Origin of the sequence: Shewanella submarina (genome assembly GCF_042646185.1) — a bacterium.
Taxonomy (GTDB): domain Bacteria; phylum Pseudomonadota; class Gammaproteobacteria; order Enterobacterales; family Shewanellaceae; genus Shewanella; species Shewanella corallii.
Genome location: NZ_JBHRTD010000001.1, coordinates 215,020 through 239,885, shown reverse-complemented (window position 1 = coordinate 239,885; position 24,866 = coordinate 215,020). Strand labels below are relative to the sequence as shown.

Sequence of the window (24,866 nt, the reverse complement as noted above, 5' to 3'; positions counted from 1 at the left end):
TTCAAAAATACCCTTCAAATTCAATGGATAAAAATTAACCAATACTCAGTGCAATAGCGCCAGTCAATCGTTTGGCTAACCGCTATACACCTTCCAGTCGCTATTGTTAAGATGATGTCAGCATCTTGACACCAGACAGATTGTTGACTGATATGGACATCACTAAGCTCAAATTCAACACTGGGTTTACGCTCATTGAACTAATGATCGCCGTTGCTATCATCGGCATTCTGGCAAGCATTGCGTTACCTTCATATCAGGAACATGTACAGACAAGCCGCAGGACTGATGCCCGTGATGCATTAATCAATGCCGCCCAGACTCTGGAACGCCAATACACCTCAACCAATGCCTATACCGGTGGCACTCTGGTCAAAGACACCCCATTTTCCTCACCAGGTGGTTATTACAGCGTGACGGCCACTGAACTGACAACAGGTGCTTATACCCTGGTCTCAACGGCCAAGCCCCCCCAGGACAAAGATCTTACCTGTAAAGTCATGACCATTACCCATACAGGTACCAAGTCGCCAGCGGCTTGTTGGTAGTCAGATGATGCAAATGAGCAGGCATATCAATGAAGACTAAAAAAACACAGGGGTTGACCGTAATCGAGTTCATGATTGCAGTAACCATACTCGCGATCGTCGCAGGCATTACCATACCGTCATTTACCTCTATGCTCCGCGAAAATACTGCCCGCACTCAGGCCAATGAATTGTTGGCATTAACGAGTTATGCCCGCACTGAAGCCATTAAGCGCCAATCCAATATCCAGATTGCTATCACATCACAGGAAACTTCAGGCTGGAAGGCTCAGATACTCTCAGGTAATGAGCTACTGAAAGAAATGGATAAATCCGACAGTAGTGTCAGCGTCAGTGCGGCCAATTTGAGTTTTGACATGCGAGGTCGACGCGCGGCAGGCACAGATAGCTGTGTCAGTGTCAGTTACCACAGCTACACAAGGCAGTTGCAAATTGGACTCGGAGGAAACCTAAAAGTGATAAGTGGTAGCTGCCCCTAAACACACAGGACAAGCGTATGGGAAATGGAATGAACAGGCGCAAACAACAAGGTTTTTCTTTGATAGAAGTTCTAATTACTTCTTTTATCGTGGCTTTTGGGGTGTTGGGCATGGCGACTTTGCAGCTCAAAACCCTGCAGGCAGCACATTCGTCGTATCAAAGAACCATTGCCAGTGTCATTGCCATGGATGTGGTCGAGCGTCTTTGGGCCAACATGGCCATGGATGCCCCACTCACCGTCGCTCAATTACAGCAACAGTCTCTTGCCCACTGGCAGCAAACAGCAGATAGCCGTCAGTCGTTACCTGGTTTAGGGCTGACGCTAACCAATACTGCTGGCACCAATACCTATGTCATCACTGTGCAGTGGGGGGAATCCCGCTTTGGTGACAATGATGTACCACCGCAGTTTGTGTATTCCTTCGATCTCTATCCCAACAGCTGAGGCCAAAAATGCACAAAAACATGTCATTCGTGAAAGCGACTCAAGCGGGCTTTACCCTGATTGAAGTGATGATCAGCCTGTCACTTGGACTGATCGTCATGTTGGGGGCATCGCAGATCTTTTTCAGCGTTAACAAGGCCTATACCGAAACCCAGCGCTTTTCCGGATTACAGAGCGATTTGTCGCTAATCAGTGACATTTTGGCAGCCGATGTGCGCGAGGCTTCCGCTGTCAGCATAGTCAATGATGCAAACGGCAACAGCACGCTGACATTAACATTATCGAGCGGTGATGTTGTTTATAACCTCGCTGGCGGGAATTTAAACCGCACCATTGCAGGCGTGACAGAAACCATGACAGAACAAGGGGCAAGCTTCGCAAGTCAGTGCATTGCGTCTGATCTGAGTACCTCCTGTGCCTCCCCTGTCATGCTCAGGCTGGCCGTTGGGCTTAATTCCACTGATAGCGCCACAACACGCGTTCACCTGGTGGAATTTAATGTCGCGTTACGTAATAACGTGTTGGCGAAACGGTTTGCCGGTTAACAGATGGGTTTAGACCAAACGTTTTAGCTCTTAAATCAATGCGTAAAAGGGAAGATATGCAAAATAATCAACAGGGAGCTGTGTTAGCCATTGGACTGGTATTCTTATTGATTATCACCGTCATTGGAGTGGCAGGTTCGGGACATTCACTCCTGGGAGAGCGGATGGCCGGTAATAACAAACAGATTGCCGAAGCGTTTATGGCGGCTGAAACAGGGATAGTCAACGCTGTCAGCTGGCTCGATAACCCGGATAACGAAGCTTCCTGGGGCCAGGTTGATACCAGTCTGAACGCCATCAACGCGCTGTCCGCTGCACCTGAGAGTGGCAACCCTGCAGTCTGGCAGATAGCCAATCTGGCGTTTGTCGATGACGAAGCCACGATTCTCAGTTGCGGCTCGATTAACGGCTCTGGTGTGAGCCGTTGTATCTCCAGCACTTATATCAAAGGGTCCGGTGGCGGCAATCTGGCTGCCATGAACATCATAGGTAAAATCAAGACCTTTGATACGGCTAACAGTAACCAGTTCCAATTGATCGGCGGCAATGATGGCCCTGCGCTGGCTACCGATACTCTGGACAATGCAGAGCTTATTATCCAGGACATTGAGAGCAAGGGACGTATGGACAACTATGTCGGCGGAGTAAAAGAGGTCCAATTCGACGACCCATTCGGCGATCCGCAAAAGATGCAGGAGTTTATTACAGGAATAAAAGATCAATGGGCTGGCATGCTAAGTACAGACCCCAAAAAAGGCACTGTTACTCCTCTTAATATGGGCGACACCACCTCACCCAAAATCACCTACCATGAGGGCGACGTGGAGCTAAAGGGCAGCGGGGCTGTGGGTGCAGGCATATTGGTTATCGACGGCAATTTATCGATTTCCGGTAACTTTTTCGACTACGACGGGCTGGTTGTCGTGACCGGTCAATCTTTTTCCCTGTCAGGAGGCGGAAGCAAAGATGCCAGAGGCTCGATAGTGTTCGCCAATCCAATCCAGATCGGCGATAGCTGGGCTTTTGGTGAAGCTGAGGCCACCTTTGAATTTGATGTCAGTGGTGGTGGTAACGCGACCTTTACCTACGATGAACAAGTTCTCAGCACTGCCAGAGACTTACTCAGTGAAACTAATATTGCCAAGGAGCTTTGGCAGGTGGATGCTTCTGAAAGTGTTGCCGCAGGTAAAAGTAAAGTCACCAGCTGGAGTGCCAATACCAATGATGTTGTTGACCCAACCCGGCAGTGATTTGCAACCGGCTTATTAGGTTCAGCCGCTTTACGAGCTTGGCTGGCAAGCCTGCCAAGCTTGCAGGGGTGAGGGGCTGTCACAGTCAGTTGTTATGTGAACGCTATTTGCGCCCCATGATTCGGAGTATTCTCAAAAACAGGTTAATAATATCCATGTAAAGCGCTGCGGCGCTATCGACTGCGTTGTCCAGTGTCTTGGGTATCTGATTTGCTCGTCCCCAATCATAGCCAATGTAACCACAGAAGATGATAACCACTGCCCAGTCTATCCACCCCTGATGAATACCGAGTACGAAGATTTGAAAGAGCTCAACCACTATCACAGCTATCAAGGCAATGGTTAATACACCGACGATTTTTTGAAAGAAAGCCGGGAACAGTGTTCCGAGGAACATCATGATGCCGGTCACCAGACCCGTGACCATAATTGCACCCAGAACTAACGATGGGTCATAGTTGGAAACAACGATATTGATAATCAAGCCAAAAGGAACAACGACAAAGTTGTAACCTACAAAACTTACCAATGGGTTTGATGATTTGCTGAATAAGTAAATCCCAAAGAAACAACTCGCAAAATAGCCAATAAAAAACACCCAGGAGTTGATAGATTGAATAGACTCAACGGAAATATATCCAACCATCAGCCAGTTAACCAAAAAGCCCCAACACAGCACTGCGCCTATCGTAAAATTGTACAAGCTTGGGCTGATTTCCTTCTCTCCGTTGCTGGTACGTTCAAAGACATTCGATTCCATCATTTTTTATCTCTCCTTTCCCTATTCATACAAGGCTGTCCACAGGTGCATGAGGCTCGCTGCAGGCCTTGTTAGCTGCGATCACTGGTACCACTCTATTATGTCAGTGGCACGCTGTTTAATTTTGGCGACATCTTCGATTTGAGACTCGATGCCCAGTCTTTCAATAAACTCAATTCGCTCTAAGGTGTATTGAGCGACGTCAATCATGACTTCTTCAGCAGAGCCCTGATTTGACACCTTACGGTCAATACTATTAAGCAGCTCGTCTAAAACGTTTAACTCTGCCTTTCCCTCTGTGACTGATTGTTCTACGGAGAACTCAGCCAACGTCAAAAGCGCCGCCCTATATTCCTCGCCCGCCTGGGCTATCTGATCTTGCATATAGATGACTGAAGACAAAAACCCGATGAAAATACCCAAAGCGAGAATACTGACAGTCTTTAAAATTTTCATTTGATGCATCCATGTCAAAAGAGGCCGTGACCATCTTGTTGGAGTTACCTGCAGGATTGCAGCGCCCAACAGCCGCTACTCTTATCAGCCTTGTTTGCGGTCTGACGGCAGAAAGGGCGTGACGGCGAGGGCAAAGTACAAGTCGCAATAAAGATAAGGCAGACGCCACCATCCGAGCAGGTGCATCAGGTAAAACACTGTCATCGACAGGTAAGAGACCGACATGTCGCGCAGGCTGAAAGTAAACAGCCGCTTATTCTTATTGGCCCGAAAATCACGCCACAACTTATCCCGCTTTTGCTGAAAGTTGGCGCTGGTCGCAACCGGCTCATAATTGTTGGCAAAGTTATTGTCGTCCCCGTTCATGTATCTGAGCATCAGCCTCCACTCATCCGCCACAAATAAGCTGAACTTGAACTCTGAGGTGTAGAAGGTGTGCAGCATTTGAGATTCGCTGTCGTACCATGCCAGGCAAAGGGACACACCCGGCATATCAATAAAACGGCTCCCTATCACCCCGCGTATTCTTCGGGGTCGTATGTATGGCACAACGTCACTCCAATCGAGTTCAACAGGCTCGGCTCGAGATGAAGGCTTAAACACCAGCTTTTGACGCTTGCGATAAAAAGAGATGGTGGTCCGCCGCCGACGCCTGAGCACGTAATAGACCATTCCGCTGATGAGCCACAGCAAACCCAATCCAAAGACAATCCCCATTGGCAACCATGGAAAGCCGGGATCAGATGGGTAATGGGATTCCTGCTCCGCTGCCAATACGATAAAGGTGAAGGCTGGCAGCAGTAAGCAGCCCAGAGTACGAAACCAGCCGCTGGGACTATGGTCGAACTCAGATGCACCTATATCCATGTACTCTGCGTTCTGAGTGAGTACACATTCAAGTGGATAGATGCTCGGCTCAGGCGTTAAGCCCGCCTCGCCCCGGTGCACAAACCCAATCTCAGTCTTGCCCAGTAACGCTTTCTCTCCCTCTTTGGGCGCCTCAGCCAGCTTCTCAGAGCTCAGCATTCCCCCTCCGGCTACCACATCGAACCATTCCTGTGACCATCACTATTCCTGCTTTAAAACAACCTCATACAAGCTAACCCAGACAAGCCCAACAAACCATTGCCCGATCTTCTATCACCTCAACTAAAAGACTGATTTCACTGTAACAACATGTACAGACTATTGCCCTACTCTCCATACGGAAATACCCTGTATGTTCAGGCAGATAGTATTGACTAAAGGATTGGTCAAGGAATGCCAAAGGCATGGATGCACGGAACAAGGTAGTTCACCCTTTCCTCATTTTTGCCTTCTTTGCGCTGGGTCATACCTCACGACCAATCCCTCAAGCAGAATCATTATCTCACTGTTTTAAATGGATATTAGTAGTATCGGCAGTTTGGTAGCCCGAAAGCCACGGGCGGTAGCGTCTTTTGGGCTTAGTGGCACAAGCTACGCAGTGCTTGTTGATAAGGTAATCGCCTTTCAGGCGATACAACGTCGTGGGTCTCCAACCCACACCCGGGCAAAGGGGATAGTTTCGCCCCCCCCTTTGCAATGCCCCTTCGACTCCCGACGAAGCGGACAGCCCCTCGGTGATTCGACTGGTGCTGGCTCGGCATCCATGCCTCGCCCACGACATTTGAAGCAATCCCCATAGGCCGCTTCGAGGGAGACAAGGTGTACCTTACCAGCACTGCGTGAAAGTTAACTCATAATTTCTTTTCGACAGTCCATCGGCTACTAGCAATTATGTATTTAGAATACAGCCGCTTAAAAGGATTAGGGCCAGAATTTTATCTTAGAGAGGATTATAAGCATAAAACCTTCGACTAAGGTTTTTATTTAAAAAGTTGTGAGTGTCCTCTTTCTTCTAATAGGTGTTTTATTTCTTTAGGTTTTGTTTTTTGAGGTGTTCAAATGAATGATCTAGTTTTGATAGGTTTAATTGGTATTGCTGTGTTGGCTATTCTAGGCTTGGGTGTCCGCATTGTTATTAACTTGAAAGCTGGAGAAAATGTTAATAACAATCTGGATAATGTTAAAATCGGTGGCGACTTTGTCGGACGTGATAAGAAGTGACAAATGTCTTTATTAAATAGATTAAGAAACGTTTTTATTCAAGGAGACTATGCAGGGAGGGACATGGTAAAGAATGTTCTTCCTAAGCCAACTCAACTCGATCATCTATCAAAAGCTTATAAAAATGAGGTTACTGGAAAGCAGTTGACTTTTGAGTTTATCGACGAACTACTCCATTATAAAACGAAAAAAAAAGAGCGAAGAGATTTAGCAAAAAAATTGTTCGATGCTGGCCTATCAGAGCATCTCGAAGACGCAGAGGAGTTAAAGGAGTTGATCACTAAACTCATAATGAAGTATCAGCATTACAATTCTGCACAAAAAATAATCACACTTCTTCTTGCTGAAGTTGAGTCTATCTTTAATGTAGAAATCAAACCTAAGTTACATCCACAAATTACGATGGTAGAAGTCAAGGCTCTTATAAGAACATGTATTGAAATTGAGATTTCTGAAAAGTTAGGGGAAAATGTTTTAGAGATATACAACAGGCAAATTAATGGGATGGTTTTTTACCTTACTGGCAATTGCCATCTGGAGTGGGATGATGCTAGTTTATAATAAATCTATAGATGTAAATCATACTATCCTGAGGTTATCGGCTTTATCTATGGAGTTAGACGGTAAAGAAGTAGAAAAAGATAGACTAAGAATCCTTGACTTTATTTTAGCGCACCCTGTACACATATCTAAAATGAATTTAGGAAAGGATATGGTCAAAGAAAGAAACTTATTTAAATCTTTCGAGAACAACTATCAGAACTATAGTGGAAACAATCTATTTGAAATAATGAACCCAGTTCAGGACATGGCTATTAGCTACTTAGAAAATATAGGCGTCATTAGTTTTAAGAAAGATAAAAATAGATTTTTCATTGATTGCAAAAAGGTATCTCCTGAGGTGAAGGAAGTTATTACCATGGAGATAAACAGCTTATCATCGCAAGCTATTAACTTCATAAGAAACCACCTTGTTAATATGAACTTGGTTGGCAAAGGCGGCCTAAAGTCAGCGAGTAATTTAATTGGGTGTAAATATGATGCGATATAATCCTTCATTAACAGTATCAAGACTTATAGCAACAAAGAATGGACATTTTTTATATGATGAACATTTTCATCTTGGGATTAACATTCTAAGTGGGTGTAATGGAGGTGGAAAGACTTCGATAATACAATTATTGGTCTTTGGTTTAGGGTATGAAGTTCCTGCTTGGAAAGATGAAGCTGGATCTTGTGATTCAGTTTATATTGGACTTAAGGCGAATGGCATTGACATTACTATAAGAAGAGATATTAATGGCAAAGAAAAACAACCAATGTGGTTTTGTTTTATGTCTATCGACGATGCGCTTAACTCTGGTATTGAAAACTGGAAAAAGCACTCTTATTCATCTCAATATGGAGGGATTAGTTTCTCTCAAAAATTATTTGACATTTTTCATATACCAGAGGCCAAAGCTGATGCAAATAATAACAATATTACGATGCATCAAATTCTAAGACTTATATATGGTGATCAGTCTAATGCTTCTGGAAATATTTTTAACGTAGAATTATTTGACTCCGCATTTAAAAGGGAGTCAATAGGAAACTATCTTTTAGGCCTTTATGATAATGATTTATACTCACATAAAATAGAACTCATTGAGGAAGACAAGAAGTTAACGAAATTAATTTCTGAGATTTCAGCAATACATTCAGTTGTAGGGAAAACCTCTTTCTCTAGAGAGTATGGAACTGTTGAAGCCGAAAAAAGAGAATATTTGAAACAAATAAGCGAGTTAAGCCAAGAAGTAATTAATATCAAGCTGGAATCTTTTGGAGAATATAAGGATGAAAAGTCCACATCTGAGAAAATCGCTGTAAATAATATCAAGCTTAAAACAAGCTTATACGAATGCGAAAGTGAAATAAGAGCGCTTGAGTATGACATTGAAGATTCAGAACAATTTATAAGGGAATTAAAGGATAAAAAATCAGCTATTAAAGATGCAATTATTGTCAACAAATCAATTTCTATATTTTCATTCCAAACCTGTCCTTGTTGTCAATCTAAATTAAATAACTCAAAAGAAAACACCTGTATATTATGCGGTACAGAGACGAATCAAAAAGGTGAAGCAAATGAAAACCTATTGCGAATGTCAAGCGAAATAGATTTGCAAATTTCTGAGTCTAACCGAATAATTGAAAGGAAAAAAAACAACCTCAAAAATTTAAAAAATAAGAGAAAGGATTTAAGAACAAATCTAAGAAAAAGTATTATTGAGAGTTCATCAGTCATAACTTCTATAAATAACAAAACCGAATCAAAGATATTTGGTTGTTATCAGAAAATTGGTTACCTAGAAGAGAAAATCGAAAACCTTGATAAAATAGCCGAACTATTGAATTCAATATCAGAGCTAACTGATGAGAGAGATAAAATTCAAAAAAGAGTAAGTGAGCTAAAAGATATAATTGCGAAAAAAGAGAATATTTATAGGCTGAGAGAGCCTGAAGTTAGGGAGTGTATCTCTGAAAATCTTATCTCTGTTCTTAAGAAAGACATCGGTTCGGAGGATGAGTTTTCATTGGCCGAGTATATAGAGTTTGACTTTGCTTCGAATAACATATCGGTAAACGGGAAATCATCTTTTTCAGAAAGCGGCATGGTCTATTTGTATAACTCATTTAGGTTAGCGCTATTGATGACATCCTTGGAAAAGAGATATCTGCGTATACCAAGGTTTTTGATCCTTGATGGTATCGAAAATGGTGGTATGGAAGATAGCAGATCTAAAAATTTTCAAAAAGCTATCCATGATCTTCTATCTGATTCTCAAGTTGAATTTCAAATCATTTTTGCAACCAAGAGTATTGAAGGCACGTTAAACAATAATAACTATATCGTCGGTTCTACATTTACTAAAGATAGTAAGAGCTTAAAGTTTACATAAAAAAGTGAGGACAGCTATAACACGTCACTCACAGATCGCATCCGATGACCCAAGTGTACTCGGATTCGAGACCCTCTCTGGCATGGCGAATATTCATCGTTGATGAATGCGCTCATGAGCGCAATACAAGGATGTGTTGCTGGCTGTTGTTCAGGGATGAATTTTGTCAAAGCGGAGTCTACAGGGGCCTGTCTGTTAACAAGAAGGCGACGAGCCGAGAAGTCGAGTGCATAGCCTTTGCTTCAACACCAATAATGAGCAATGACTAACTCCCCACTTACAGGTTGCACCAAATAACCCGGCATATGCGCATCAGTGACCGTCGCCAACATGGATGTTGGCGCCGAGCTTACATGGACGTATTCACAGCGTGTCACTGAGGTGCATATGCGAAAGTCTGCGACAAGCAATTGATTACTCATAGAGCCGGAAGCCATTCCCATCCCACTTCCCAACACCAAACAATTCAGCCCACACCAAATGGAAAAGGCCCACGTTCGATGCGTGGGCCTTTTCCTTTACGCCAGAAAGCAGAAACCCCGACCATAACAGCCGGGGTTTCCTTAGAGCTTAGGCGTTAACCTTAGCGCCAAAACGCCTTGGTTAAGCTGCGGCGAGGCAGGTTACATCATACCGCCCATGCCACCCATACCGCCCATACCACCACCCATGCCGCCCATATCTGGCGCTTCTTCCTTAGGCAGTTCAGCAACCATGGCTTCGGTAGTGATCATCAGACCAGCAACAGAAGAGGCAAATTGCAGTGCAGAGCGGGTTACCTTGGTTGGGTCCAGAATACCCATTTCCAGCATGTCGCCGTAGGTATCGTTACCCGCGTTGTAACCATAGTTGCCGTTACCGTTCTTCACGTTGTTGGCAACAACAGAGGCTTCTTCACCGGCGTTGGTGGCGATTTGACGCAGAGGCGCTTCCATCGCGCGCAGTGCGATAGTCACACCGTGCTTCTGGTCTTCGTTGTCTACTGCGATTTCACCAATCTTGGAAGCTGCGCGAACCAGGGCAACACCACCACCAGCAACCACACCTTCTTCAACGGCAGCGCGGGTTGCGTGCAGAGCATCGTCAACACGGGCTTTCTTCTCTTTCATTTCAACTTCAGTGGCAGCACCCACTTTGATTACTGCAACACCGCCGGCCAGCTTAGCCATACGTTCTTGCAGCTTCTCTTTGTCGTAGTCAGAGGTAGATTCTTCAACCTGCTGCTTGATCTGAGCAACACGGCCCTGGATCTGAGACTCGTCACCGTTACCATCGATGATGGTGGTGTTGTCTTTAGAGATTACAACGCGCTTGGCAGTACCCAGATCTTCCAGAGTGGCTTTTTCCAGCTCCAGACCGATCTCTTCAGCGATAACAGTACCGCCGGTCAGGATAGCGATATCCTGCAGCATTGCTTTACGACGGTCACCGAAGCCAGGAGCTTTAACAGCTGCTACCTTCACGATACCGCGCATGTTGTTTACTACCAGAGTCGCCAGCGCTTCGCCTTCAACGTCTTCTGCAACGATCAGCAGCGGCTTGCCGGTCTTGGCCAGACCTTCCAGGATAGGCAGCAGTTCGCGAATGTTGGAGACTTTCTTGTCAACCAGCAGTACGAATGGGCTGTCCAGCTCAACAGTGCCGGTTTCTGGCTTGTTGATGAAGTATGGAGACAGGTAACCGCGGTCGAACTGCATACCTTCAACTACGTCCAGTTCGTTTTCCAGCGCCTGACCTTCTTCAACGGTAATTACGCCTTCTTTGCCTACTTTTTCCATCGCAGTAGCGATGATTTCACCGATAGAAGCATCGGAGTTGGCAGAGATGGTACCTACCTGAGCGATAGCTTTAGAGTCAGCACAGTCCTGAGACAGAGCTTTCAGCTCTTCAACAGCAGCAACAACAGCTTTGTCGATACCGCGCTTCAGGTCCATTGGGTTCATACCGGCGGCGACGGCCTTCAGACCTTCGTTTACGATAGCCTGAGCCAGTACGGTAGCAGTGGTGGTACCGTCACCAGCAGCGTCGTTGGCCTTGGAAGCAACTTCCTTAACCATTTGCGCGCCCATGTTTTCGAACTTGTCTTCCAGTTCAATTTCTTTGGCTACTGATACACCGTCTTTGGTGATCAGTGGAGCACCGAAGCTCTTGTCCAGTACTACGTTACGGCCTTTAGGGCCCAGGGTAACTTTAACTGCGTTGGCCAGAACGTTCACACCAGCCAGCATTTTAACGCGGGCGTCATTTCCGAATTTGACTTCTTTAGCTGCCATTTCTCTTTTCCTTTAATTTCTTAAACTTGGGTGGAATAGACTGTGGATTATTCCACTACAGCCATTACATCGGCTTCAGACAGGATCAGAACTTCTTCACCGTCGATTTTTTCTTTCTTAACGCCGTAGCCTTCGTTGAAGATCACTACTTCGCCTACCTTCACGTCCAGCGGACGAACGGTACCATTTTCCAGGATGCGGCCATTGCCGACTGCCAGTACTTCACCGCGAGTTGATTTTTCAGCGGCGCTGCCGGTCAGCACGATGCCGCCTGCAGACGTTGATTCAACTTCCAGACGCTTAACAATAACGCGGTCATGTAGTGGACGAATATTCATTGATGGATTCTCCTAATGATTCCTTTTTGCCCAACAAACGTGGCGGTTTTTCATGGTGTTGGCGAAGAGCGGTGCTCGAAATTCGCCGGATGAATTGAATATGGGGACGGGGATTTGAGATCCAAGTGCCAGAGGCAAAAAAATTTCATTTTTTTCACTCCCGGGTCGCAAATCAGGGGCTGACAGGGAGGATTCTCACTGCCCGGCTGTCATTCGTTATAACTGGCAGGTCTGATATCGCCCCCACTGGGGTTTCAGTCTGTGATTCATGCCTTTCTAATGTCCGGGATATCCTGATAAAATCCGCCACTTGTAACATCGCCAGTGAGATGGAATGAGAGACAAACACGGGCTGCTCAGTGCGCCAATCGGTCGTGTATTGCTGAATATGAGCCTGCCAAATCTGGTGGGAATTCTTACTGTACTCGGATTCAACCTGGTCGATACCTACTTTATCAGTCAGCTGGGTACCGATGCCCTGTCTGCCATCAGTTTCACCTTTCCGGTTACCCTGATTATCTCCAGTATTGCCATCGGCATAGGTGCCGGGGTGTCCACCAATCTCGGTCGTTTAATCGGCGCCGGACATGCGCCGGAAGCCAAGCTGTTTTTGCACGATGCGCTGATGCTCACCTTCCTGGTGCTGTGGACACTGGCAGTGCTGGGCTCCTTCTGTATTGATCCCCTGTTTACCCTGCTGGGCGCTGAGCCCGACACCCTGCCACTGATCCATGAATACATGATGATCTGGTATCTGGGCTCGCCACTGCTGGTACTTATGATGGTGGGTAATCAGGGGCTGAGGGCCACAGGCGACACCCGCTCACCGGCCAAGATTATGGCGCTGGCCTCGCTGATTAACCTGGTGCTGGACCCGATACTCATCTTTGGCTTTGGGCCTGTCCCCGCGCTGGGCATTCAAGGCGCAGCCATTGCGTCTGTGCTGGCCTGGGTAGTGGCTATGTCGCTGTCGGCCTACCTGCTGATTATTAAACGCCATATGCTGACGCTGGCGCCCCTGTCTATTTCACGCTTTAAAAAGAACTGGAAGAAGCTGGCTCACATTGCCCAGCCTGCGGCGCTGATGAACCTGATTAATCCTGTGGCCAACGCGGTATTGATGGCTATGCTGGCGCGTATTGATTATGAGGCGGTGGCAGCCTTCGGAGCCGGTACCCGACTTGAGTCGATATTACTGATTGCCGTGATGGCCCTGTCATCATCTCTGGTGCCTTTTATCGCCCAGAACTTAGGGGCAGGACAGAGGGAGCGTGCCCACAATGCGCTGATGATGTCGCTGAAGTTTGTGCTGGTGTTCCAGACGCTCATCTATATTCCTGTCGCCATTTTCCATCAACAGATCGCCGGGCTGTTCAGTACCGATCCTCAGGTATTGCAGTATCTGGAGTTCTATATTCTGGCGCTGCCTGTCGCCTATGGCCCGCTGGGTATGGTGATTCTGCTGGCCACCGCGCTGAACGCCTACCACAGACCCATGTCATCGCTGGCGCTTAACCTGTGTCGTCTGTTTTTGATTATGTTGCCGCTGGCCCTGCTGGGCTCAGTGCTGGCCGGAGTGGGCGGATTGTTGCTGGCGCTGCCGGTGACCAACACCCTGATGGGCGCACTTTGCTACATGCTGGCCCGCAAGCTGACAGAGCCGCAAAAACGCTCCGGCAGTCACCATGGTGAACACGGCGAAGCCATCTGACTGCTTGTTTAGCCACGAAGAACACAAAGGCCACGAAGAAGAGCGTCAGAACAAGCAAACAGCGTTAGAGGCTTTGGTCTTTTCCTTCGTCTCCTCAGTGAAGCGAGAGTATCGAGCACTTGGTGGCTAAAACTTTTAGAACCGTCACAGCTCAAGCTGGTAGAAGATGTGTTCGGAGGTTTGAGATTGAATGCTGAAACCGCAGCGCACCAGCAGGTGCCTTGAAGCCTGATTGGAGACATGAACGCCGCCCACCAGGGCCTTGATGTCATGCAAGGACTGACAGTGTGTGATCAGTCCCTGCAGTAACTCCTTGGCAAGCCCCTTCCCCTGAAACGACGCGCCCAGCAGGTAGCCAATATGCAGCGTGGTGCCGGGGCTTGATTCATCCCTTCCCTCGTCGGCATACAGCATCAACAAACCGGCCAGTTCATGGATATCTGCCAACTCCTGATTATCATCCAGCAACAGGGTCAGTATCTCCCCTTCTGCAGACCGCGCCTTGAACCAGTCTTCAATAGACTCAGCACTCAGGTTTTGCCAACCCTCGGGCAGGGCTTTGGTCACCTCAGGCGTCAGTATAGCCAGCAACTGGCCATAGAAGGCTTCACCAAGGTTGAGCTGCGCCTGACGCCAGTCGACAACATTCAGCCTGCTTGTGGTGAACTCAAATGTCATAGGGCTTCCTGTTAAAAGCAATCACCACAGAGATGAAAACAAAAGAAGGGCTTAACCCTCAAGCCCTTCTTTCGTCTTTTTGTAAAGCGGAACGCCTGGTGGCGATTCTCGCTTAAGCAGGCGCGGTTAAATCGGCGAGCCCGGTGGCATAGGCAGTGGCTTGGTGATCAGCCGCTTACTGCTGTCATCCAGGCCTTCGCTGATACCATCAGCCAGATACTGATAATGAGCCGCCAGGGTATCGCTGGAGCGTTTGGCCTTACGCTGCAACTGGCGCAGCATATCCTTCAGTTTGGCTTTAAGATCCGCCTTCACTTCCGGGGCTGTGGCATCCTGATACAGGGCCGTCAGCATGGCATCGACAATCACGGCATTGGTCCGTTTCCATACCGCCTGCTGTACACCGTTGCCCGGCTCCTCATACAGAGTTTGTCCCACCAGCTTGTCCAGCAACTGTTTGACTGTCATCTGTTCCCTGTCCAGCAAAGCTGCCTGACTGACGCGGTTCAGACGCTCGCTCTGAAGCAGGGTGGAAACAATATGACGGGACAGCACTTCAGCCATCGCCTGGGAGTCCACGACCGCTCCCAAACCGGATGGGAAGCTTTCGCGGGTGCGCCAGTAGTTGCCTGACTTGGGCACCAGTTGCTCCTGCACCTGAGCCGGAATGGTCAGAGCGGCAGGTTTAAGCTGAGTCAGCAGGGCGTCCAGTGCCGCTTGCTGCGCTTCCGGCGCCACATAATGCCAGCTGCCAGGTGATGTTTGCTGGAAGCTGTAGTCGACGCCGCCCAGTAACTTGGCCGCCGCGGTTATCTGGAAACGGGTCAGCAGGTAGATGGGCACAAACAGATCCGCCAGCTCACCACTGGGATCAGCATCCAGCAACGCCTTGTCGGAGAAGTTATCAATTGCCACCCGACGCACTTCGGCCAGCCGGCTCAGTTCTGCCACAGGGTCACTGCCGTTGTCCCACAGGCTGGCATAGGCATGGGCTGCCGACGCCGCACGGGAGTCGCTTTCGCCGATATATCTGAGGCCCTGATTCTGTACCTCTTCCACCAGCGCAGCCATATCTTCCGGCTTTTCGAACTCACCATAACCATAGGCGATGGTGAACTTGTCCCAGGCCCCGACACCCGTGCCATAAGGCTCGCTGATATCTATCTGCTCACCTTTGAGGGTCGCTTTGGGATGGGGATAGTCCATTACGGACGCATCGTTATTGGTGGAGGCGGCAAAGTTGTGGTCCAGCCCCAGAGTGTGGCCAATCTCGTGGGCCGACAACTGACGAATACGATCAAGCGACAGCGACATGGCAGCCTGTGCTGCCGCATCTCTGTCTTCCCAGCCTGCAGTCAGACCGCGGGCAATCAGGTGATCCTGACGAACCCGCAGACTGCCCAGAGTGACATGGCCTTTAATGATTTCGCCGGTACGGGGATCGGTTACCGCAGCGCCATAGGACCAGCCACGGGTTGCCCTGTGAACCCACTGAATCACGTTGTAGCGAACGTCCTGAGGGTCGGCATCTTCCGGCAGCAACTCAACTTTAAAGCCGTTAATAAAGCCCGTTTCGTTAAAGGCATCTTCCCACCAGCGACCGCCTTCCAGCAGTGCGCTGCGAACCGGCTCAGGTACACCCGGGTCCAGATAATAGACAATGGGCTCTACCACTTCGCTGGGAGCCGGGCCCGGATTCACCTTCTGCAGGCGGTGGCGCAACAGGTGGTGCTGACGCACCGGCTGGTCCACAACGGTGGCGTAATCCAGATAGCTGTCGGATAGATAGCCTGAGTTGGGGTGGTAGGCTCTGGGCTCATAACCCGGCTTCGGCAGCGCCACAAATGAGTAGCGCATACGGATAGAGATGGTTTTGCCGTCCGGCGTCACCTGCGCCACCTGTGGACCTGCCTTGTCGGCACTGAAGCTCAGCAGCACATCAACGTCGGCGTTGTTGTCAAAGGACTTTACCCCTTCAGGCAATACCAGTGACAGGTCTGGCTGGAGTCGGTAACTCCCCTGTTTGGTGCGGGCCAGAGTATCTGTCACTCCGTGCAGGTCGTTAATCACCAATTGATTGAGGGGAACGAGTTTGGTCTTGCCGGGAAGCACCTTGCCCCGCCACAGCACTGACTCGGCAAACGCCTCTTTCACCGCTCTTTGCTCGGCGGCATTGTCTGTATTGGCGCGGTAGTCGGTATTGAGCTGCTTAAGGATCAGGAAAGGTCCCTGTTGCTCGAACTGTACCAGTCGGGTACGGCCCAGCTGGCCCCGATCCAGGCCGATATCGTTGGAGCCTACACCGTGTGGCAGGCTGGTCATCAGGATCATGGGCTTGTTCAGCAGATCCTCTGTGACCTCCAGATACACTTCACCGGATTCGTTGTGATAGTTAAGATCGAGAAAGCCATCAACGGCTCTGCTCTGCTTGAGAATTTTTGCGTTGTCGGCCATCGCCACAGCCGATATTGAAGACAGGCCCAGGCCAACCGCCAGTGCCATCAGGTGGAGTTTCATTCCTTGCTCCCTTCTTGTTGGTTGTGTCAGGGACTATCAATTGAGTTTGGTATTAGACCCTGCTTACCAGCCAATTTATTCCTTCAGGGCAAAAAAAAGGCTGGACACTTAGTGTCCAGCCACAATACATGATTTTGTATACAAAAATCTATGCGACTCAGGCCGACTGATGTTTACGCTTGTAGCTCACCCATTGCTCCAGGGTGTCAAACAGTTCCATCAGCTCGATCGGCTTGGTGATATGGGCATTCATCCCCGCCGCCAGACTCTTGTCTCTGTCTCCTGACATGGCGTGGGCTGTCATGGCGATAATCGGTAACTGCTCAGTGGTGAATCGTTTACGCAGCTCCTGTGCTGCGGTCAAACCATCCATCACAGGCATCTGAATATCCATCAGCACAGCATCGAAAGGCTGGCTGTCCACCATATCCAGCGACTCCTGACCATTACCCGCCAGCACCACTTCGTAGCCGCCGCTCTTAAGCAGCTCTGATGCCACCTGCTGGTTGATAAAGTTGTCCTCTACCAGCAACACCAGCCCCTTATGCTCAGACGCTTCTGCCACCGCGTCTTCAGGCTCTTCGATAGCTACAGATTCAGGGGTCAGTTCGATCACCTCGTCATCTGTTTCTTTCTCAAAGGCCGCCATGATCTCGTCATACAAAGTGGATGACTTGAATGGCTTCTGCAGCAGGGCGAACACCTTGTTGCTGTCAATTTGCTCCTGCAGTGGTTCGGCACTGTAGGCGGTCATCATGATAATAACCGGGCGCTTCTCCAGCTTGCCTTTGGCAATCAACCCATCTATCTCTTCGATCACCTGCAGGCCATCCATTTCCGGCATCATCCAGTCCAGCAGTACCAGATCCACCGGTGCCTGCTGCAGCTTGTACAGTGCCTCTTTACCACTGGCGGCTGTGCTCACATCGAAGTGGAAGTCACGCAGCAGAGTCGAGTATATCTGCAGGGCACTTGGGTTATCGTCCACCACCAGAGTCCGCAGGCGGGAGATAGGCTCAGGCACGATAAACTCTGCAGGCTTGGATTCCTCCGCCAGCGCCATGCTGATGGTAAAGCTGAAGGTTGAACCTTTACCCGGCTCACTGGTGACCTGCATCTGGCCACCCATCATGGTCACCAGGTGTCTGCTGATAGACAGACCAAGACCTGTACCACCATATTTGCGGGTAGTGGAGCCGTCAGCCTGAGAGAAGGCGTCGAACAACTTCTCCTGCTGCTCCTTGCTGATCCCTATACCGGTGTCCCGCACCCAGAACTTGAGGGTGATGCGGTTATCCCGCTCACCGAGATCTTCACAGCCCAGCTCTACTTCACCCTGTTGAGTAAACTTCACCGCATTGGACAGCAGGTTAATCAGTACCTGTCCCAGTCGCAGCGGGTCACCTTTGAGCATCAAGCCAGCGGTGACAGGTGCGTACAACAGCAACTCAACGCCCTGCTCCTGAGCACGGATAACGTTCAGATCCAGCGCATGATCCAACACCTTGTCCAGCGGGAACTCGACTTTCTCCAGCTCCAGCTTACCGGCTTCAATTTTGGAGAAGTCCAGAATGTCGTTAATGATGCGCAGCAGCGACTGAGCCGAGAAGCTGGCTTTATCCAGATAATCCTTCTGCTGGGCAGTCAGACTGGTGCGTCCCGCCAGCTGCAGCATGCCGATAATGGCATTCATTGGCGTGCGGATTTCATGACTCATGTTGGCCAGGAACTCACTCTTGTAGAGGTTGGCCAGTTCGGCATCCTGCTTGGCTTCCAGCAGTGCGCCTTCGTTGAGTTTCTGACGGGTAATATCCTTGTGGGTACCCACCATACGTCTTGGTTTATTGTCGGCAGTGAACTCCACCACCCGGCCCCGGGACAGGATCCAGTGATACTGGCCATTCTTGCCCTTGAGGCGGTACTCAATCTCATAGCCATCAACCGGATTGGAAAGGTACTGGTCCCGATACTCCTCGACCCGCTGACGGTCGTCCGGGTGCATCAGCCCATCTATGGTAGACAGCAATGCCGGGAACTCATTGGGGCGATAACCCAACATGGAGTAGTAGGATGGGTTACAGATAATCTGCTCTGAATCCAGATACCAGTCCCACAGACCATCTTCCACCGCGTCCATCGCCAGGTGGTAACGCTGCTCAGACAGTCTCAGCTGCTCGGCAGACTCATACTCACGGGTAACATCACGCCATACCGAGATAAGCCCCAGCAGCTCACCGCGACGGTTATAGAACGGCATCTTCATAGCATCCAGCAGCACAGGCTTACCGGCCAGTTCCACCTTCTCCTGATACTTGAGTGGCAGTCGCTCACGCAATACCTGCTCATCCTCAGCCCGGATGCGTTCCGCCTGACCCGGCGCAGCCAGCTCGTAGGCAGACAGACCAATAATCTCGCTCTCGGTATACCCCAGCATACGCTCGGCGGACTTGTTACAACCCAGGTAGCGACCATCTTTATCTTTAAACACGATCGCTTCCGGGATGGAGTCCAGCAGGGAGCGCAACAGGGCATACTCCCGCTCCCGGCGCTCTGTGGTCTCTTTCAAACGCTCGGTACGGCGAGCCACCAGCTTGTCGAGGCGCTTATTTTGCTCCGACAGGTGCATGGTGTACTGCTGGTTCTCCTCGAAGATCCGACTGATCAAATGGAACCAGGGCTCCCATCCCGGGGTAATGGTTTGCGGCGGCTTACGGGGCGCAATGGAGCAACCCTCAAGGTGCGCCAGCAACTTGGATGCCGGGGTAACGAATGAGCGACGGGTCTGCCAGTGAACTATGGTCACCAGCACCGACAGGGCAATTACCACCAGCAGGAAGTTCTTCTCCAGCTTCTCCCACGAGCTCTTGTTCAGCTCATCTTCACTCTGGATATAGAGCAGGCGCCATGGCGCGTTTTGCAGTGCCACCGAATGGATATAGTAGCCATTGCGTACAATCCCCTGACTGGCCTCGAACAGCTCATGCTCGCTGAGGGAGTGCAAGGCAGCTGGCAGTCGCTGGCTCAGGTGGTAAACCCGGCTGACCGAGGAGTCGTCATGGTCGCTGTGGGACAGAATATTGTTGTTCTGATCCAGCAAAATCACGGTACCCGGCATTTTGAAGTACATGCGGATCTGCTTGGTCAGCGACGCCAGGGTCATATCCAGGTTGATAGAGCCGATAAACTCATCCTGCAGATAAACCGGCACACCCAGTGTGGTAACCAGCCCCTTGGCACTGTCCACATAGGCTTCGCTCCAGAACACGCTGCGCTGGGGGTTCATCGCCGGGGTCGCCAGCTGGAACTGCTTCTTGTTCAGCAGCTCTTCACGGAATCTTTGTTCATCCTTGGGCCAGGGGTAATAGGACATCATCCGGCGCTTGGAGATGTAGTAGATAGCCGACGCCTTGGGCACGGCCTCCATCGCCACCGGGAAGGAGAGAGACAGCTCAAACAGCATCTCAAGTTCCTGATAGAACTTCTGACTGCGGCCATCGAGTGAGCCTGTACCTGTTATCCGCCCCATATTGGTGAAGGGCTTGCCACTCTGAGCAAAGCTGGGTTCCAGAGTGAAATACTGACCACTTTCATTGAACTTTTCGTACTTGGGCAGACTGTTTTGGCGCACCATCTCGCCCAGTCGCAGGTGGTCCACCGCCACATTGCGCAAGCTTTTTACGGCGCGGATACCTGCCTCCAACAGCAGGTCAATCTGCATGACGTGGCGGGATACTTCCTCTTTTCGCTGAACCGCATTCTGATCACGGCTGCGGTCGAAATCGATCCAGGCGGTCAACAGAGCCAACACAATCACACCTATGTAGGTGTAGAACACAGCGCGGTTGTAATTTTTGAGGATGGGGGACTTCAACTGAAAATCCTGCTCACGGGATTTCATCAATAACCTGGCATAGGGATCAAGGACATGCGTCGATGATAACAAGCTGACGCTGGCTTGAGTATCCCTTTGGCGTTACAGAAGCCCACTGCTCCCGGATGCGCTCTGAATTAAGGCAGCCCAATCTGATTTGGCCATGTTCCCGCCTGTCAAAAATGGAACACCACAGACAGCAAACAAAACATTCATTTTATGAATCTAAAACCAAGATTTATAAAATTATCGTTATTGATTAAGAGCCGATAACTTAAATGGTAGAACCAAGAGCTATTTAAGGGCGGCGTAATGTCTGAACTTCCGGTATTAACCAGCTATATCGGCGGCAAATTTGTTACCAGCGGGGTCTCTTTCGACAACGTTAATCCGGTTAACGGTCAGGTTATCGCTCATATCGATGAAGCCTCGCTGGAGATGATTAATACCGCAGTGGCCAGTGCCAGACAGGCGCAGGACACCTGGGGCAAGATGCCGGTCAAGCAGCGTTGTGCCCTGCTCCACAAAGTGGCCGACAGGATGGCCGAGCGGGAGCAGGAGTTTATTGATGCGGAGATTGCCGACACAGGTAAGTCGCTGCATCAGGTTCAAACCATAGATATTCCCCGCGGCACAGCCAACTTCCGATTTTTTGCCGATCTGGCTCAATTCAACTCAGGTGAAACCTTTATCACTGAAACGCCCGATGGCAGCAAGGCGCTCAACTACAGCGTCAACAAGCCGCTGGGTGTAGTGGGGGTTATCTCCCCCTGGAACCTGCCATTACTACTGGCAACCTGGAAAATCGCACCGGCTATGGCCTGTGGTAACAGTGTGATTTTAAAGCCTTCCGAAGAGACCTCATCCACTGCTTTTCTGCTCGCCCAGGTGATGGATGAAGTGGGTATCCCACCCGGCGCATTCAATCTGATATTGGGTCGGGGAAGTGCAGTGGGAGATGCCCTGACCTCTGCCGAAGGGGTCGATGCCATTACCTTTACCGGGGCATCCGCCACGGGCAAACGGATTATGAAGTCAGTGGCCGATCAGGTGAAGCCCATCTCCTTTGAGCTGGGCGGCAAGAACTCAGCCATAGTGTTTGCCGATGCTGACCTGACCAAGGCAATCAAGGGTGTAGCCCGTTCCAGTTTTACCAATTGCGGTCAGGTGTGCCTCTGTACTGAGAAAGTCTATGTTCACCGTGCCATTTTTGACCTGTTTGTTGAGGGGCTGAAACAAGAGGCCTGCCAGCTCAAGATAGGTTACCCCTATGACGATGGCGTGTTTATGGGTCCTTTGGTATCCAGCACTCATCAACAGAAGGTGCTCTCTTATTACCGTCTGGCCGAAGATGAAGGTGCTACCTTTGTGACCGGCGGCGGGGTCCCCAGATTCAATGATGAGCGTGACAATGGCGCCTTTATTGAGCCCACGATTCTCACCGGACTGAGCGATACTGCCCGGGTCAATCAGGAGGAGATCTTCGGCCCGGTTTGTCATATCTCCCCCTTCGAAGATGAAGACGAGGTGATTGCCAGAGTCAACAACACCCAATACGGACTGGCGGCAGCCGTGTGGACCGAGAACCTGTCCCGCGCTCACCGGGTTTCCCCGCAACTGGATGTGGGCCTGGTCTGGGTTAACACCTGGTTTTTGCGTGATCTGCGGGCACCTTTCGGCGGCGTCAAACTATCTGGCATAGGCCGTGAAGGCGGACAGCACTCCCTCGCCTTCTACAGCGAACCTATCAATATCTGCATCAAGATCGACCCCTGAGCTGTTGATACAGCCACGCACTCCCCCAGTTACCAACCAAATCAGTGAGCAAAAGTGCCATGGAACATAACGATAAAACGGCAGCAAAGTTAGTTGAAGGCAAGGCAACCCCGAGAGGCAAGTTCCCTCACCTCAAGCGCGCCGGAGACTTTATCTATATCTCAGGAACCAGCAGCCGCCTGCCGGATAACTCCTTTGCCGGGGTTGAGGTGGATGAAATGGGCACCACCAATCTGGATATCGAGGTGCAGACCAGAGCTGTGCTCAACAATATCCGCGACATGCTGCAGTCCGTGGGGGCCGACTTATCGGATCTGGTGGAGATCAGCACCTTCCTCGTCAACATGAATGACTTTGGCGGCTATAACCGGGTTTACGCCGAATTCTTTGATTTTGATGGCCCGACCCGCACCACGGTGGCCGTGCACCAACTGCCCCACCCTCATCTGCTGATTGAGTGTAAGGCGGTCGCGTACAAACCCCAGGAAAGTTAAGAGTCACAAGCCAGGCTTCCTATGAGGGGCCGCAAAGAATCAACTGAGTGAGTAGACAGATGAGCAAGTTAGCCGCGTTTAATTTTCAAAACTGGATAGAAGAGCACAAACATCTGCTTAAACCCCCGGTGGGCAATGTGCAGATATGGGAAAACACCGACATGATGGTCACTGTGGTGGGCGGTCCCAATCAACGCACCGACTTCCATGACGACCCTGTAGAAGAGTTCTTCTATCAGTTGAAGGGCGATATGGTGCTCAAGGTTATCGAGGATGGTAAGTGCCGGGATCTGTTTATCCGGGAGGGCGACATCTTCTTTTTACCCGCCCATGTTCGCCACTCTCCCCAACGCCCCATGGAGGGCAGTATTGGACTGGTGATTGAACCCAAGCGTCCGGAAGGCATGAAGGACGCTTTTGAGTGGTACTGCTTTAACTGTGAAGCCCTGGTGCACAGGGTTGAAGTCACCCTGAAATCCATAGTCAAAGACCTGCCACCTATCTATCAGGCCTTCTATCAGGATGAGCAGGCGCGCACTTGCCCCCGGTGTGGAGAAGTGCATCCGGGCAAAGAGCCCCCCAAGGGGTGGGTCACCCTGGACGGAGCGGATAAGTGATGAGAATTGTTGACATCCACTCCCACTTCATTCCCGAGAAATGGGAAAACCTGCAGCAGAAATTTGGTGGTGATGACTGGCCCTGGCTGGATCATAACCAAAACCCTTCCACCCTGGTGCACCAGCCCCAACAGCCTGGAAAAGCCATGCTGATGAAGGGCGACAAGGCATTTCGCCCTGTGTACGAAGCCTGCTGGAACCCGGAAGTACGCCTTGAAGAGATGGATCGCGATGGCGTCGACAAGCAGATTATCTCAGCCACGCCGATTTTGTTCGCCTATGAACGCCCCGTTGAACAGGCCCTCTATTGTGCTCAGATCTTCAATGATGCGGCCCTCGATATCTGCGCCCGGGGTGACAACCGCCTGTTCAGCATGGCTCAAGTCCCACTGCAGGATATAGACGCTTCCTGCATGGAAGCCAGCCGGGCCAAAAGCTGCGGCCATGTGGGCGTGCAGATAGGCAACCATGTTGGCGATAAAAATATGGATGACGAAGGGATACTCACCTTTCTGCAGCATTGCGCCAATGAGCAGATCCCCGTGTTCGTCCACCCCTGGGACATGATGGCGGCAAACCGCACCAAAGATTACATGATGGGCTGGACTGTGGGCATGCCCGCAGAAACTCAACTCTCTATCGTCTCCATGATACTGGGCGGCGGATTCGACCGGGTCAGCAGCAAACTCAAAATCTGTTTCGCCCATGGCGGCGGCGCCTTCGCTTTTTTGTTGGGCCGACTGGAAAATGCCTGGCACCACAGAGATATCGCCAGAGGCAAATCACAGCATCCTCCCAGCCACTATCTGAACCGGTTTTTCCTCGACACCGCCGTCTTTGATCACGACGCTCTGAACCTGCTGGTCAGCAAAATGGGGCCGGACAGACTGATGTTTGGCACTGATTACCCCTTCCCTCTGGGAGAACAACAAATGGGGCAGCTCATCAAAAGCGCCGATGACCTGTGTGCCGAAACACAACAAAAGCTGCTGGCGGATAACGCCGAACAGTTTTTTACCCTGTAACCCTTTGGTGGAAAGCCATAACGGCCACGGCAGATGCCACTCCTCCAACAAA

At 50.0% G+C, this 24,866-nt stretch carries 22 protein-coding genes; 14 read left to right on the top strand and 8 right to left on the bottom strand.

Translation table 11 applies throughout. From position 1 onward, the window contains the following. Positions 1 to 152 precede the first annotated feature (152 nt). Genes ACFOE0_RS01105 through ACFOE0_RS01085 form a run of 5 tightly spaced genes read left to right on the top strand, consistent with a single transcriptional unit; the run spans position 153 to position 3,268 of the window. A complete protein-coding gene (locus ACFOE0_RS01105) occupies positions 153 to 548 on the top strand; it encodes a type IV pilin protein (protein WP_248936572.1) in 396 nt (131 codons plus the stop codon). Positions 549 to 577: 29 nt separating this feature from the next. Further along, positions 578 to 1,027, top strand: coding sequence for a GspH/FimT family pseudopilin (locus ACFOE0_RS01100; RefSeq protein ID WP_248936571.1), 450 nt, complete (start codon positions 578 to 580; stop codon positions 1,025 to 1,027). Between the two features lie 29 nt (positions 1,028 to 1,056). Next, positions 1,057 to 1,473: a type IV pilus modification protein PilV gene (pilV, locus tag ACFOE0_RS01095; RefSeq protein ID WP_248936570.1), complete on the top strand. Its 417-nt coding sequence runs from the start codon at positions 1,057 to 1,059 to the stop codon at positions 1,471 to 1,473. A gap of 8 nt (positions 1,474 to 1,481) precedes the next feature. Continuing rightward, positions 1,482 to 2,018 carry a PilW family protein gene (locus ACFOE0_RS01090; protein ID WP_248936569.1) on the top strand — a complete coding sequence of 179 codons (537 nt, stop codon included), beginning with the start codon at positions 1,482 to 1,484 and terminating at the stop codon, positions 2,016 to 2,018. Positions 2,019 to 2,074: 56 nt separating this feature from the next. Continuing rightward, positions 2,075 to 3,268 (top strand): pilus assembly PilX family protein, encoded by a 1,194-nt coding sequence (locus ACFOE0_RS01085; RefSeq protein ID WP_248936568.1) that lies wholly within the window; start codon positions 2,075 to 2,077, stop codon positions 3,266 to 3,268. Between the two features lie 103 nt (positions 3,269 to 3,371). Here the strand turns inward: ACFOE0_RS01085 and ACFOE0_RS01080 are convergent, their stop codons facing one another. The 3 genes from ACFOE0_RS01080 to ACFOE0_RS01070 form a co-directional block, all read right to left on the bottom strand. Further along, the gene (locus tag ACFOE0_RS01080) at positions 3,372 to 4,031 is read right to left on the bottom strand and encodes a Bax inhibitor-1 family protein (RefSeq protein ID WP_248936567.1); all 660 of its coding nucleotides are present in this window, start codon (positions 4,029 to 4,031) and stop codon (positions 3,372 to 3,374) included. 78 nt (positions 4,032 to 4,109) lie between these two features. After that, positions 4,110 to 4,484, bottom strand: a complete 375-nt coding sequence (locus ACFOE0_RS01075; protein WP_248936566.1) for a hypothetical protein — start codon at positions 4,482 to 4,484, stop codon at positions 4,110 to 4,112. An 84-nt stretch (positions 4,485 to 4,568) separates the two neighbouring features. Next, positions 4,569 to 5,510, bottom strand: coding sequence for a hypothetical protein (locus ACFOE0_RS01070; protein WP_248936565.1), 942 nt, complete (start codon positions 5,508 to 5,510; stop codon positions 4,569 to 4,571). Positions 5,511 to 6,410: 900 nt separating this feature from the next. On the opposite strand from ACFOE0_RS01070, the gene ACFOE0_RS01065 reads away from it, so the two are divergent. From ACFOE0_RS01065 to ACFOE0_RS01050, 4 genes are all read left to right on the top strand, one after another. Then, a complete protein-coding gene (locus ACFOE0_RS01065; RefSeq protein WP_248936564.1) occupies positions 6,411 to 6,572 on the top strand; it encodes a hypothetical protein in 162 nt (53 codons plus the stop codon). 63 nt (positions 6,573 to 6,635) lie between these two features. Next, on the top strand, positions 6,636 to 7,133 hold the full coding sequence (locus ACFOE0_RS01060) for an ABC-three component system protein (RefSeq protein WP_380711227.1): 498 nt from the start codon (positions 6,636 to 6,638) through the stop codon (positions 7,131 to 7,133). Continuing rightward, complete coding sequence (locus tag ACFOE0_RS01055; RefSeq protein WP_248936562.1) at positions 7,117 to 7,623, top strand: ABC-three component system middle component 5; 507 nt, start codon at positions 7,117 to 7,119, stop codon at positions 7,621 to 7,623. The genes ACFOE0_RS01060 and ACFOE0_RS01055 overlap by 17 nt, the downstream gene beginning before the upstream one ends. After that, positions 7,610 to 9,514: a hypothetical protein gene (locus ACFOE0_RS01050; RefSeq protein WP_248936561.1), complete on the top strand. Its 1,905-nt coding sequence runs from the start codon at positions 7,610 to 7,612 to the stop codon at positions 9,512 to 9,514. The genes ACFOE0_RS01055 and ACFOE0_RS01050 overlap by 14 nt, the downstream gene beginning before the upstream one ends. A 623-nt stretch (positions 9,515 to 10,137) precedes the next feature. Here ACFOE0_RS01050 and groL read toward each other — a convergent pair. Further along, a complete protein-coding gene (gene groL / locus ACFOE0_RS01045; RefSeq protein WP_248936560.1) occupies positions 10,138 to 11,787 on the bottom strand; it encodes a chaperonin GroEL in 1,650 nt (549 codons plus the stop codon). Between the two features lie 47 nt (positions 11,788 to 11,834). Next, positions 11,835 to 12,125, bottom strand: coding sequence for a co-chaperone GroES (locus tag ACFOE0_RS01040; protein ID WP_248936559.1), 291 nt, complete (start codon positions 12,123 to 12,125; stop codon positions 11,835 to 11,837). A gap of 334 nt (positions 12,126 to 12,459) precedes the next feature. On the opposite strand from ACFOE0_RS01040, the gene ACFOE0_RS01035 reads away from it, so the two are divergent. Further along, positions 12,460 to 13,836 (top strand): MATE family efflux transporter, encoded by a 1,377-nt coding sequence (locus ACFOE0_RS01035; RefSeq protein WP_115137585.1) that lies wholly within the window; start codon positions 12,460 to 12,462, stop codon positions 13,834 to 13,836. Between the two features lie 144 nt (positions 13,837 to 13,980). Here ACFOE0_RS01035 and ACFOE0_RS01030 read toward each other — a convergent pair whose 3' ends face one another. The 3 genes from ACFOE0_RS01030 to ACFOE0_RS01020 form a co-directional block, all read right to left on the bottom strand. Beyond that, positions 13,981 to 14,514, bottom strand: coding sequence for a GNAT family N-acetyltransferase (locus tag ACFOE0_RS01030; RefSeq protein WP_248936558.1), 534 nt, complete (start codon positions 14,512 to 14,514; stop codon positions 13,981 to 13,983). A 126-nt stretch (positions 14,515 to 14,640) separates the two neighbouring features. After that, a complete protein-coding gene (locus ACFOE0_RS01025) occupies positions 14,641 to 17,031 on the bottom strand; it encodes a zinc-dependent metalloprotease (RefSeq protein WP_248936557.1) in 2,391 nt (796 codons plus the stop codon). A gap of 157 nt (positions 17,032 to 17,188) precedes the next feature. Further along, entirely contained in the window at positions 17,189 to 20,929 is a 3,741-nt protein-coding gene (locus ACFOE0_RS01020; protein ID WP_248936556.1) for a response regulator, read from the bottom strand. A 285-nt stretch (positions 20,930 to 21,214) separates the two neighbouring features. Between ACFOE0_RS01020 and ACFOE0_RS01015 the strand changes: the two genes are divergently transcribed. From ACFOE0_RS01015 to ACFOE0_RS01000, 4 genes are read left to right on the top strand one after another with little or no spacing between them, the layout of a single operon-like run. Next, positions 21,215 to 22,678, top strand: a complete 1,464-nt coding sequence (locus tag ACFOE0_RS01015) for a 2-hydroxymuconic semialdehyde dehydrogenase (RefSeq protein WP_248936555.1) — start codon at positions 21,215 to 21,217, stop codon at positions 22,676 to 22,678. 59 nt (positions 22,679 to 22,737) lie between these two features. Beyond that, complete coding sequence (locus ACFOE0_RS01010; RefSeq protein ID WP_248936554.1) at positions 22,738 to 23,172, top strand: RidA family protein; 435 nt, start codon at positions 22,738 to 22,740, stop codon at positions 23,170 to 23,172. 59 nt (positions 23,173 to 23,231) lie between these two features. Further along, entirely contained in the window at positions 23,232 to 23,789 is a 558-nt protein-coding gene (locus ACFOE0_RS01005) for a 3-hydroxyanthranilate 3,4-dioxygenase (RefSeq protein ID WP_248936553.1), read from the top strand. After that, entirely contained in the window at positions 23,789 to 24,814 is a 1,026-nt protein-coding gene (locus ACFOE0_RS01000) for an amidohydrolase family protein (protein ID WP_248936552.1), read from the top strand. The genes ACFOE0_RS01005 and ACFOE0_RS01000 overlap by 1 nt, the downstream gene beginning before the upstream one ends. The last annotated feature ends 52 nt before the right edge of the window (positions 24,815 to 24,866 follow it).